General features: G+C 49.5%; 12 protein-coding genes, 1 tRNA gene and 1 pseudogene. 6 read left to right on the top strand and 8 right to left on the bottom strand.

The window, feature by feature from the left end; translation table 11 throughout:
- Positions 1–530 (bottom strand): fimbrial protein (locus FDW87_RS07375; protein ID WP_137379591.1); only part of this gene is annotated, 530 nt, incomplete at its 3' end.
- A 584-nt stretch (positions 531–1,114) separates the two neighbouring features.
- On the opposite strand from FDW87_RS07375, the gene FDW87_RS07380 reads away from it, so the two are divergent.
- Together FDW87_RS07380 and FDW87_RS07385 are read left to right on the top strand one after the other, a co-directional pair.
- Positions 1,115–1,963: a winged helix-turn-helix domain-containing protein gene (locus FDW87_RS07380; RefSeq protein WP_153646550.1), complete on the top strand. Its 849-nt coding sequence runs from the start codon at positions 1,115–1,117 to the stop codon at positions 1,961–1,963.
- Position 1,964: 1 nt separating this feature from the next.
- Entirely contained in the window at positions 1,965–2,483 is a 519-nt protein-coding gene (locus tag FDW87_RS07385; RefSeq protein ID WP_016155747.1) for a hypothetical protein, read from the top strand.
- Positions 2,484–2,639: 156 nt separating this feature from the next.
- Here FDW87_RS07385 and FDW87_RS07390 read toward each other — a convergent pair.
- Positions 2,640–2,716 (bottom strand) — tRNA-Asp (locus FDW87_RS07390).
- Positions 2,717–2,850: 134 nt separating this feature from the next.
- Complete coding sequence (gene dnaQ / locus FDW87_RS07395) at positions 2,851–3,579, bottom strand: DNA polymerase III subunit epsilon (RefSeq protein WP_029139417.1); 729 nt, start codon at positions 3,577–3,579, stop codon at positions 2,851–2,853.
- Between the two features lie 64 nt (positions 3,580–3,643).
- Here dnaQ and rnhA point away from each other — a divergent pair, with 64 nt between their 5' ends.
- Positions 3,644–4,111, top strand: coding sequence for a ribonuclease HI (gene rnhA / locus FDW87_RS07400; protein ID WP_016151805.1), 468 nt, complete (start codon positions 3,644–3,646; stop codon positions 4,109–4,111).
- On the opposite strand, the gene FDW87_RS07405 is transcribed toward rnhA, so the two are convergent.
- Positions 4,108–4,830: a class I SAM-dependent methyltransferase gene (locus FDW87_RS07405; RefSeq protein ID WP_046275000.1), complete on the bottom strand. Its 723-nt coding sequence runs from the start codon at positions 4,828–4,830 to the stop codon at positions 4,108–4,110. The two genes, rnhA and FDW87_RS07405, sit on opposite strands and share 4 nt — an antisense overlap.
- A 33-nt stretch (positions 4,831–4,863) precedes the next feature.
- On the opposite strand from FDW87_RS07405, the gene gloB reads away from it, so the two are divergent.
- The gene (gloB, locus tag FDW87_RS07410; RefSeq protein ID WP_137379586.1) at positions 4,864–5,619 is read left to right on the top strand and encodes a hydroxyacylglutathione hydrolase; all 756 of its coding nucleotides are present in this window, start codon (positions 4,864–4,866) and stop codon (positions 5,617–5,619) included.
- Positions 5,620–5,690: 71 nt separating this feature from the next.
- Positions 5,691–7,049 (top strand): murein transglycosylase D, encoded by a 1,359-nt coding sequence (gene mltD / locus FDW87_RS07415; protein WP_029139416.1) that lies wholly within the window; start codon positions 5,691–5,693, stop codon positions 7,047–7,049.
- Positions 7,050–7,098: 49 nt separating this feature from the next.
- Here mltD and FDW87_RS07420 read toward each other — a convergent pair.
- The 3 genes and pseudogenes from FDW87_RS07420 to FDW87_RS07430 all read right to left on the bottom strand — a co-directional run bounded on the left by FDW87_RS07420 (position 7,099) and on the right by FDW87_RS07430 (position 10,055).
- Positions 7,099–7,871: pseudogene (locus FDW87_RS07420) on the bottom strand (class I SAM-dependent methyltransferase).
- Between the two features lie 76 nt (positions 7,872–7,947).
- Complete coding sequence (locus FDW87_RS07425) at positions 7,948–8,748, bottom strand: endonuclease/exonuclease/phosphatase family protein (RefSeq protein ID WP_029139415.1); 801 nt, start codon at positions 8,746–8,748, stop codon at positions 7,948–7,950.
- A 131-nt stretch (positions 8,749–8,879) separates the two neighbouring features.
- Positions 8,880–10,055, bottom strand: a complete 1,176-nt coding sequence (locus FDW87_RS07430) for an MFS transporter (protein ID WP_137379587.1) — start codon at positions 10,053–10,055, stop codon at positions 8,880–8,882.
- A gap of 104 nt (positions 10,056–10,159) precedes the next feature.
- Between FDW87_RS07430 and yafC the strand changes: the two genes are divergently transcribed.
- The gene (gene yafC, locus FDW87_RS07435) at positions 10,160–11,074 is read left to right on the top strand and encodes a DNA-binding transcriptional regulator YafC (protein ID WP_137379588.1); all 915 of its coding nucleotides are present in this window, start codon (positions 10,160–10,162) and stop codon (positions 11,072–11,074) included.
- Positions 11,075–11,094: 20 nt separating this feature from the next.
- Here yafC and dkgB read toward each other — a convergent pair whose 3' ends face one another.
- Positions 11,095–11,898, bottom strand: a complete 804-nt coding sequence (dkgB, locus tag FDW87_RS07440) for a 2,5-didehydrogluconate reductase DkgB (protein ID WP_019076057.1) — start codon at positions 11,896–11,898, stop codon at positions 11,095–11,097.
- Positions 11,899–12,048: the final 150 nt, after the last annotated feature.

The raw sequence follows: 12,048 nt of genomic DNA on the forward strand, positions 1-12,048 counted from the left end.
AAATTAACGGTAGATTCGAAATCACCTGGGGTTACCGCTGCAGATGCGTTGTTTGCCTGCAGGTAAGCGACGAAATCAATGTCGGTTTCACCATCGGTAATGTTGACCTGAGAGGCGGCTTGACCCCATTCCACGTCCTGGTTGCCACTGTCAATCATACCGATGCCCGCGCCCTTTGCAGTACCAGAGGTGAATGCAGCCAGCGCGTTGTTGTCTGTATCAATCGTTGCCGGGGTATAGGTCACAGTGGCCGTTTTCGCGACGGTCGTATCACAGCCCTGCAGAACGATTTTGGCATGCTTAACGCCAGCACGTTGGTTGTCTTTTAACTGAGAAGTTGGGATCTCACCAAAATTAACCTGTACCGGGCTGGATTCTGGTGCCAGACCACATGCGGAATTAACCAGAGAACCGGTGAAGTGAATTTTACCGTTAGTCGGTTCGACATTTTTTGCAGCAAAAGCAGAAGAGGCAGTAAAAGTCATTCCCGCCATCAGCGCACAGGCCACAGCCACGTTTTTCATTTTCATATTACTACTTAACCTTATATCTGTTTTTTAGTTATTCCGAAGATCTATTTCCGCAGATAATTTATGTCCGGAAAATCCTGATCTGCAGGTGGCGGTAGCGCATATCCTTGCAAACAATCCATCTCAAGCCGCCCCGTATTTTGAACTTCATTGGTATTCCATCCGAAATACCATCCACAGTTGTTTACGCTGTTTCGGGGCTTATATTAAGTCGACGAGAAAATGACACAATGCAAAAATCCGGTATTAATCAAACTCAGGGAATCATGTTGTCACACTGTCTGCACAGCGATCGTTTACCTAAAAAACCGCCAAAAATCACGACTTAGCCAGTGTTAGTATCTATCATTTAGCATTTTTATAGAGTTTTTATCTATCAACTATTTTTTATTTAGCCAGAACAACAGGCAAAATGTATTTATGAAATTTTTGTAAAAATGAAATTGGATATCAAAAGCGAGTAATGACAATAAGATAGTGAAAGAGAGGAAGGAGAAAAGAGGATTCTATAAGAGATATTAAAATATTGTTATATAAATATTAATAAAGCGATCTATGGTACAACCATTTTTTATAAATGAATTATGTTATGCTATTGCTTCACCCACTCGAATGCGAGATATCCTGCTTTAAAGGAGACATCAGTGATTTCTCATATACCAATAAACAAAATTAAATCCGTAATTATTGGTGATGGCTTAGTTTTCAGACCACATAAAAATACCCTAAAAGACCTGGCATCTGGTGAAATGGCCACATTGAATAATGTGGCAACACAATTACTGCTCTATTTGTTGCAAAATGGTAAAGAGATATCCTCGCGTGATGAAATTCTGCTGAATGTTTTTCAGCATAATGGCGCCAGAGCGACGGATGCGAATCTCAATCAGCACATTTCATTTCTGCGCAAAGCAATAACGTCTACGGGTCATCCTGCAGAGCTCATCGTCACAATTCCGCGGATGGGATTTCGGATGGGCGACGCTAATATCAATATTCAGCAACTGGAAGAAGCGCAAGCTCCCGCCAGAATTGCCAATGTTGCATCGACGCTCAACAAAAAGAAACAAAGCCGTTGGCCTGTGGCGATAACCGCGTTAATTACTGGTATCGCCGTGCTGGCGACAGCGTGGTTAACATGGATTCCCAATGAAATCGCCATGACGGACGCGACTATCCTGCGGACTATCGACTATGAACAATGCCGTGTACATATATTAGGAAACGCCCTCACCGACACCATAACCGAAAAGAAAGCGCTGGATATTTTCAAGTCCGTGGGCATTAACCCCGACTGTTCGTACCCAAAAGATCTGTATCTCAATACCTGGGCGAGCAACCATAATCTGGTTGAGTGGTCGTTTGCCGCTGAATGCGGGCTGAACCTCGGCTATTACCATTGCATCAGCCAGTATCGCCATCATGAGGAATGATATGAAGCAAGAAAGCGATCACTCTCCTTTACTATGGTCAGTCGTGATTGCCATTTTTGGGCTGGCGGCTATCGCTTTTTTTATTATCGCCGGGAATGCGAAAAAACAAGAAATCAGTTTTTCCTGCTCCTCGGAATTCACGTCGATACTCGACATCCAGGATACAAAAAAGGTACTCCATGGAATAATGCTGATTACCAGCTACAACTCCGGACACCTTTCATTGTCAGTACAAGGGAAACTCAAAAGTGATGATGGCGAGTTTGCTGTGAACCGAAAACTGTTCTTTCGCTATGCCCGACCACTCGGCCATACCGCCGGTGTTTTCATGCTCACTCCCAACGGACGTGAAAAATCTCCCGATGATGAAGCAACGGATGCTGTCGATTATCTCTTCTTCGACGCTTACGAACGTGCCGACAAGCTGTATATGCTAAAGCACTTGAATGAAGAAACGGTGCTTATCGGCGATAACTTTTCCCCCCGCTTCGCCTGCGTGATGAATCACTTCGCAGGTTGATCTGCCCCTGGATATGCGTCGGGTTAAGGATGACCTGATGTGTTGCCTGCCCGATAGCACGGACGTGGTCGATAAAGTGTGATGAGGAGATTATTATTGTTGGCGGGCCAAAACGACGAAAGCCTGAATCATTTCTGATTCAGGCTTTCTGAATAGTGGCGGAATGGACGGGACTCGAACCCGCGACCCCCTGCGTGACAGGCAGGTATTCTAACCAACTGAACTACCACTCCGCGTTGTGTTCCGCTTGGGAACGAAGCGAATATTACGGATTGCCTCACGCCTCGTCAACGCTTTTTCTCACGTTTTTTAATCGTTTGCTGCAAAAATCACCCGAATGGTCATTTCCATACGGAAAACGTACAAACTATGCCCGCCAGAGGCAACTTCCGCCTTTCTTCTGCACCAGGTCAAGGCGCGACTCATGGGCCGCTAACTCTTCATCAGTGGCGAAAACAACGCGTAGTTTGCTGGACTGTCGCACAATACGCTGGATCCCCGTGTCATTCTGCTGCTGGCTGTCACCTTCCATTGAGAACGCCATCGTGGTCTGCCCACCGGTCATCATCAGATAAACGTCGGCCAGAATCTGGGCATCGAGCAATGCGCCGTGCAGGGTTCGCTTACTGTTGTCTATTTCATAGCGTGAGCATAACGCATCAAGGCTGTTGCGCTTGCCAGGAAACATTTTCCTCGCCAGCGCCAGGCTATCGGTAATTTTGCAGAATTCGTTTGTCTTCGGAATATCCCGCCTGAGCTTAGCGAATTCGTAATCCATAAAGCCGATATCAAACGATGCGTTATGGATGACCAGCTCCGCACCGCGGATGTAGTCGAGAAACTCATCGGCCACATCGGCAAACGTAGGTTTATCAAGCAGGAATTCGTCTGCGATTCCGTGTACACCAAACGCTTCCGGGTCCACCAGCCGATCCGGTTTCAGGTAAACGTGGAAGTTATTCCCGGTCAGGCGGCGGTTCACCACTTCAACCGCACCGATCTCAATGATCTTGTGGCCTTCGTAGTGGGCGCCAATCTGGTTCATACCGGTGGTTTCGGTATCGAGGACGATCTGTCGTGTAATTCCAGTGCTCATAACGGTCATTTATGTCAGACTTATCGTTTGATTTCGATTTGCTAAAACAGGAAGTCTACCAGAGATGCTTAAACAGGTAGAGATTTTCACCGATGGTTCTTGCCTGGGAAATCCAGGGCCAGGTGGTTATGGGGCGATTTTACGCTATCGCGGGCGCGAAAAAACCTTTAGCGAAGGCTACAACCTCACCACCAATAATCGCATGGAGCTGATGGCGGCAATCGTTGCGCTGGAAGCCCTGAAAGAACAGTGTGAAGTGATACTCAGCACGGACAGCCAGTATGTGCGCCAGGGCATTACGCAGTGGATCCACAACTGGAAGAAGCGCGGCTGGAAAACAGCAGATAAAAAACCAGTGAAGAACGTCGATCTGTGGAAACGTCTGGATACCGCGCTGGGGCCGCATCAAATCAAATGGGAATGGGTTAAAGGCCATGCGGGCCATCCGGAAAACGAACGCTGTGATGAGCTTGCGCGCGCTGCTGCAATGCGTCCCACTCAGGATGATATTGGGTATCAGGCGGAGGCTTAAGCGTCCGGTTTACGGTATTGCCGGGTTGCGCCAACGGCCTGGCGGATAGGCGTTTTGCTTTTATTTTGTTTCATCGGGTTGAGCGTAAGCGGAATGGTTCGCTTACGCGCAACCACCAGTTGCAAACAGCCCAGCGCAGGGATATGGGCGCTTAACATTTTCCCGCCCTTCTTGTTCCAGGGCAGGACATGAAAACGGCTGTAGTGCAGTACTTCAAAATTCAGCAATGAGAGCCAGTCCAACTGCCGCATGAGGGTAAACATCCGGCTGTTGTAGGGCGATGTTTTACGCAATACGGGCACCAGTTTACGCAATCCCATCAGACTTACCGGGTTAAAGCCGCTCAGAATCAACCAACCGTCATCAATAAGCACGCGATCGGCTTCATGCAGTAAGCGATGTGGATCGGAACACCACGGCAGCGTATGAGCCAACAAACAAACATCCACGGACTTATCGGCAAAGGGCAGATGTAAAGGATCGGCAGTCACCTGCATGGGAGCGCCTTGCAAAGAAACATTTACCTGATGAGAAACCGCGCACGCTTCGGAATTGATTTCTGCGCTTAAATTACCAATCTTAAGCAGATGAAATCCGTACATTTTTGCGAACCACGGGTTAAGCTGATGCTCCAGCGCCTGACGATAGTGTTCGCCCCAGGGCAAATCATCCCAACTAACGGGCGCTACGACAGTTTGAGGGATCCTTGCCGGTTTCATCACAACCTTCCGTTACGCATTGAGAGGTAATCTATGAATCTTAACAGTATTCCTGCATTTCAGGACAATTACATCTGGGTCCTGTCGAATAATGACAAACATTGTCTGATTGTGGACCCGGGTGAAGCAGAACCTGTTCTGAAAGCTATTGCAGAACATAACTGGGTTCCCGAGGCCATTCTGCTGACACATCATCATCAGGATCACGTGGGCGGCGTGAAAGAACTTCTGCAACATTTCCCACAAATAGCGGTATACGGACCGGCTGAAACGCAAGATAAGGGAACGACGCATATAGTCGAAGATGGCGATATTGCACTCGTTTTGGGGCATGAATTTACTGTAATTGCTACGCCGGGTCACACTTTAGGACATATCTGTTACTTTAGCCACCCTTACCTGTTTTGCGGCGACACGCTCTTCTCCGGTGGCTGCGGTCGGCTTTTTGAAGGCACAGCATCTCAAATGTATCAATCACTTAAAAAACTAAACGTACTTCCTGACGATACATTGATTTGTTGCGCACATGAGTACACATTAGCAAACATGAAGTTTGCCTTAAGCATTCTTCCGCACGATCCGTTCATAAATGAATATTATCGTAAAGTTAATGAGTTACGCGTAAAAAAACAAATGACACTCCCCGTAATTCTGAAAAATGAGCGACGAAATAATCTTTTTTTAAGAACAGAAGATATTGATTTAATTAATGAAATAAATAAAAAAACAATATTGCAACAACCTGAAGAGCGTTTTGCCTGGTTAAGGTCAAAGAAAGATACGTTCTGACAATTGCGGGTTGCCTTTTGAAAACTTCGCCGTTATGATCGGTCGTCTTTTAAGCAACTATTGACACACACATGAAGGCAAAAGCGATATTACTCGCCTCTGTCCTGCTTGTTGGGTGCCAGAATACTGGTAACGTCCAACAACACGCACAGAGCCTTTCTGCAGCTGGTCAAGGGGAAGCAGGAAAGTTTACAAGTCAGGCGCGATGGATGGACGACGGAACATCTATCGCTGCTGATCAAGATTTGTGGGCTTTCATTGGTGACGAGCTAAAGATGGGAATTCCGGAAAACAACCGGATTCGCGAACAGAAACAGAAGTATTTACGCAATAAGAGCTATCTCCACGATGTAACTTTACGGGCAGAGCCGTATATGTACTGGATAGCCGGGCAGGTTAAGAAACGTAACATGCCAATGGAACTGGTACTACTACCCATAGTGGAGAGCGCTTTTGATCCTCACGCAACGTCTGGCGCCAATGCCGCAGGTATTTGGCAGATCATTCCGAGCACGGGGCGCAATTATGGTTTAAAACAGACCCGCAATTATGATGCACGTCGCGACGTTGTGGCTTCCACCACCGCCGCACTGGACATGATGCAGCGTCTGAACAAAATGTTTGATGGCGACTGGCTGCTGACCGTTGCTGCTTATAATAGCGGTGAAGGTCGTGTCATGAAGGCAATTAAAACGAACAAAGCCCGTGGTAAACCCACTGACTTCTGGTCGTTGCCATTGCCTCAGGAAACGAAGCTATATGTGCCAAAAATGCTGGCATTGAGCGATATACTCAAAAACAGCAAACGCTATGGCGTGCGTCTGCCAACAACAGACGAAAGCCGCGCGTTGGCACGTGTTCGCCTGAGTAGCCCGGTTGAAATGGCTCAGGTTGCCGATATGGCAGGTATTTCCGTCAGCAAGCTGAAAACCTTCAATGCAGGCGTGAAAGGCTCCACGTTGGGTGCCAGCGGTCCGCAATATGTGATGGTGCCAAAGAAGCATGCAGAGAAGCTGCGTGAGTCTCTGGCCTCAGGCGAAATTGCAGCCGTGCAGTCAACGTTGGTTGCGGATAACACGCCGCTGAACAGCCGTAGCTACAAAGTTCGCTCTGGCGATACGCTTTCTGGCGTCGCTTCACGTCTTGGCGTGAGCACCAATGACCTTAAGCAGTGGAATAATCTGCGCGGGTCATCGCTGAAAGTAGGCCAAAATCTGACGGTGGGCGCTGGTACCAGCGCACAGCGACTGGCGAACAACAGCGATAGCATCACCTATCGTGTGCGTAAAGGCGACTCGCTCTCGAGCATTGCCAAACGCCACGGGGTTAACATCAAGGATGTGATGCGCTGGAACAGCGATACGAACAATCTGCAGCCAGGCGATCAGCTAACGTTGTTTGTGAAAAACAGCGGTATGCCGGACTCCTGATAGCATTGTAGAAATGAAGGCACTGGTTTCCCCCCAGTGCCTTTTTTATTTATCCCGCTTTATGTGCTTCAACCATTATCGTGTCGCTGGTAAACGAGCCATCTTCCTGTAACGCAAAATAGGCTTTCACTTCCGCAGAAGCACTTTGTTGGTATACACGGATCGCGTCGCTCAATGCTGCAGGCGTGCGCATCCGCGCCACCCACGAACTGAACTCCAGCGGCAGACGATCGGTTAACAAGGTATCGGCAATCAGATTGGCGTCATTGATTAACGACAGCCATTCTCCGCTGGAATAGTTGCGTACGTGCGAGGTATCGCGTAACGCCTCCACAGTTTGCAACCAGATGTCACGTACAGGATGGCCAGGCGACATCACATCCATCACAATCAGCACGCCGCCGGGCCTCAGAATGCGGTTCACTTCTCGCAACGCACGCCCGACATCATGCCAGTGATGCGCGGAATAGCGGCTAATCACCACGTCAAATACGTTATCTTCAAACGGCAGGCTTTCAGCATAACCCTGCCGTGTGGCGATATTCTCCAGACCTCTGTCTTTTGCCGCTTCAGTGACCACGTCAAGCATCTGCGACGATAAATCATATGCGCCACTACCTGCTTTGCGTATTGCGCGGCCACAAAGCTGGCATGCCCCGCTCCGCATCCCATATCCAACACGCGGGCCTGCGGAAATGCCTGCAACCTTTCCCCCAGACGTTGCAAGTCACGACCAGAGGCGTGCACCGCACTGGTTAAGTAGGCATTAGCCTGAGAGCCAAACTGTTTTTCGACGTTGTCATGATGAGAGCGTGTTGTCATTGTGTTGTCCTTCGGTTGTTGTGAAATATGAAGGGCAACCATCACAGGCCTGCCCTACGGCAGACCTGACACACCGTTATTGTTCAGGTTTGCCGGGACTGAATTCAACGAGTAGCGGGTTGTGGTCGGAGGCGCGGGTGACCAGCACAGAGGCCTCACTCACGTTCAGACCGCGATAGAACACAAAATCGAGAGGACGACCAAACGCGCGGCGGCGCTGATCGTCGGTAAAGCGCACCTGGCGCAGCGACATTTCACGCGCAAAGCGGTACAGCGCATTCATCCGTCGACGGCTCCAGGCATTAAAATCGCCGGCCATAATCACCGGACCGCTGTGATGAGCAATCTGATCGCCAATGGGAAGTAACTGCTTACTATAGACATCAACGCCAAGGCTAAAGTTAACCGCGTGGATATTCACCACCATTAACAACCGAGTGTCAGGCAACGGGTACACCGTCACCAGCGCCGATTTCGCCAGCCGTAAAATAGGCTCACGCTCGCGCAATGGGCAGCAGTAAACTGGATGGGCGGAGGAGAGTGTCATAACGCCAGAGGGGTGCTGAGGCAGCACAAAGGCGGGAACCTGGTCGGCAGCGAGATAGTTAGTGGTCGCAAACTGCACCAGTTCTGGTGTGGTTTGCGCTTCCTGCAATAACACCAGATGCGCGTCTTTACCAAAATTCTTCAGCACCGACTGCCATTCTGCTCGCTGCTGTTTAAAAATATTCCATACCAGCACGCGAATGCGATCTTCACTGCTCAACGGTACGCCTGCGGGTAATGCCTGGCCAATATGCGCAAACGAGCCCGGCGGTAAAATCCGCTCGGCGGGTTGTCCGGCAACATAACGCATGGCATAGGTGTTTTTTCGCACTTTAGACTTTCAAACCTCTGTAACGTCAACCAGTCCGCAGCCGGACTGGTTCTTCTGTTATAGGGATTTTAGCACTCACTTTCAACGAACAATTGCAGTTTGTTTTGTAAGTGGGCGCTTACATCAATGATTTACCCCAGAGCAACGTGCGTGGGCTTATCAAGACGGCCGCTCAGCCCCATCAGCAGGAAAGCCACCAGAACAATAAGTGCGCCAATCCATGGTGTCTGCGCCAACCCATAATGCTCGACCGTTTGTCCGCCAATCACGGAACCCAGTGCAATACCAATGTTAAACGCTGCAATGTTCAGCCCTGACGCCACATCAACAGCATTGGGCGTAAATTGTTCCGCTTTCTGTACCACGTAGACCTGCAACCCCGGTACGTTACCGAAGGCAAAGATCCCCATCACCAGAATGGTAGCCAGCGCGGCGTACTGCGTGGAAGCCGTCAGTTGGAAGACCATCAGCAGAACAAACAGCGCGGCAAAAATGAATTTCAATGCAGGAACCGCACCATGCTTATCCGCCAGCTTACCGCCCCAGATATTGCCGATAGCGACTGATATGCCGTAACCCAGTAAGATCCAGCTCACCGCTGCCGGGGAGAAGCCCGCCAGATCCTGCATCATCGGTGCCAGGAAGGTGAAAGCCGTGAACACACCACCGTAGCCCAATGCCGTAACGGCGTAAATCAGCAACAAACGAGGATGAGTCAGCACTTTCACCTGGTCGCGAATGCTGGCGGCCGCTCGACCAGGAATGTTAGCAGGGATCAGCAGTTGACTACTAATCAGCGCAATCACGCCTAACGTTGATACTGCCAGGAAAGTCTCACGCCAGCCAAAGTGCTGGCCGATAAACGTACCCAGCGGCACGCCCGTGACCAGCGCCACCGTTAAGCCACCGAACATAATAGCGATGGCGGAAGCTGCTTTTTCTTTTGGCACCAGACTTGTCGCGATAGTGGAACCAATCGAGAAGAATACGCCGTGAGCCAGCCCCGTCAGCAGACGGGCGACAATAAGTGTCATATACCCGGGTGCCTGCCATGCCAGTAAATTCCCCGCCGTAAACAGGACCATCAGCGCGACAAGCAGCTGTTTACGTGGCAGGCTTCCGGTCAGAGCGGTCAGCACTGGTGCGCCAATCGCCACACCCAGCGCATAGATTGAAACCAGCATCCCGGCGGAAGGTAACGAGATCGCCAGTTGTTGAGCGATGGTCGGCACCAGGCCAACAATCACAAACTCAGTCGTGCCAATAGCGAAGGCACTTATTGTTAGTGCAAATAAAGCGAGAGGCATAAATAACTCCGTAACATCAGTAATCAGATGACACGCAGTATGCCGGGATGCTTTAATAACAAAAATATTCAAAATCTCAATATAATTTTGCGTCAGGTGCAAAAATGAAAGCAACCTCTGAAGAACTTGCGATTTTTGTGGCCGTTGTGGAAAGCGGCAGCTTCAGCCGGGCGGCAGAACAACTCGGTCAGGCTAATTCCGCAGTCAGTCGGGCAGTAAAAAAGCTGGAGATGAAATTGGGTGTGAGTCTGCTTAATCGAACTACCCGACAGCTAAGCCTGACAGAAGAAGGAGAACGCTACTTCAGGCGTGTGCAGCAGATACTGCAAGAGATGGCAGCAGCAGAAACGGAAATCATGGAGTCACGCAATACCCCGCGCGGCCTGCTGCGTATCGACGCGGCAACGCCGGTGATGCTGCATTTCCTGATGCCGCTAATCAGACCGTTCCGTGAGCGATATCCTGAGATGACATTGTCTCTTGTCTCCTCAGAAACGTTCATCAATCTTATTGAACGAAAAGTGGATGTCGCGATACGAGCAGGTACGCTGACTGACTCAAGCCTGCGTGCGCGTCCGTTGTTTACCAGCTATCGTAAGATTATTGCCTCACCGGACTATATTGCCCGTTTTGGCAAGCCCGAGACCGTCGAACAGTTAAAGCAGTATCTGTGTCTGGGGTTTTCCGAACCCGTTTCACTCAATACCTGGCCGATTGCCCGTAGCGACGGACAGCTCCATGAGGTCGAATGTGGGATTTCTTCCAACAGCGGGGAAACGTTAAAACAGCTTTGCCTGAGCGGCAATGGTATCGCATGTCTTTCAGATTATATGATTGATAAAGAGATCGCGCGGGGAGAACTGGTGGAGCTGCTGGCCGATAAACGTCTGCCGGTAGAAATGCCTTTCAGCGCCGTTTACTACAGCGATCGTGCGGTCAGTACACGCATTCGGGCATTTATAGACTTTTTAAGTGAGTATATAAGAACAGCTCCCGAAGGAGCTGTGAAAGAGGGTTAAAGGTACAGAGGGTCGGGCAATTAATCCCAATCAGGGGCCAGGCCTTCCGGGCTGACCAGACGATCGTTGCAGTCCAGTGCCGCGATCGCTTTTTTATCTTCAGTATCCAAATGCAGGTCCAGCGCCAGCAGGTTGCTTGCCAGGTTTTCACGCTTGGTAGATGAAGGGATCACGGAGTAACCTTCATCCATTGCCCATGCCAGAATAACCTGCGCTGGGGTCGCGTTATGTTTAGCGGCAATGCGTGCAATCACTTCATCTTTTAGCGCCTTACCGTAAGCCAGCGTCATGTAAGAGGTGATGTGGATACCGTGCGCTTTAGCCCAGTCAACCACCTTACGACTCTGCAGATACGGAGACAGCTCAATCTGGTTGGTCGCGATATTGTCTGCACCGACTGTAGCAATGGCTTTTTCCATCAGCGGAATAGTGAAGTTTGAGATACCAATTTCGCGAGTCAGCCCCTGCTCTTTCGCTTCAAGCAGCGCCTGCATAAACTCTTCAACGGATACCGCATCGCCCGGAGATGGCCAGTGGATCAGCGTCAAATCAACATAATCCGTACGCAGTTTCTTCAGACTTTCTTTCAGACTTGGGATCAGTTTGTCTTTGCTGAGATTTTCAATCCAGATCTTGGTGGTGATGTACAACTCGTTACGCGGTACGCCACTTTCGGCAATTGCCTGACCAACAGCCGCTTCATTTTCATAGATTTGCGCAGTGTCGACAGCACGGTAGCCCAGCTCAAGCGCCGTTTTGACAGAAGCGATAACCACGTCGTCTTTCAGGCGAAACGTACCTAAACCAAATGCAGGGATAGTCATAGAATTCCTCTTTTTAATCACTATGTTCGTTAACTGAGAGGATTATGACCATCAGTTCTTTGCCGAAAAAGAGTGAAAAATGCAGAGGATTTTTGCGGATTCAGCAATAATTAAATCGCTGGAAAAGAAAAAGCCCTGAGCGTTAGCTCA

Source organism: Citrobacter sp. wls826, from assembly GCF_005281245.1.
GTDB lineage: Bacteria > Pseudomonadota > Gammaproteobacteria > Enterobacterales > Enterobacteriaceae > Citrobacter > Citrobacter braakii.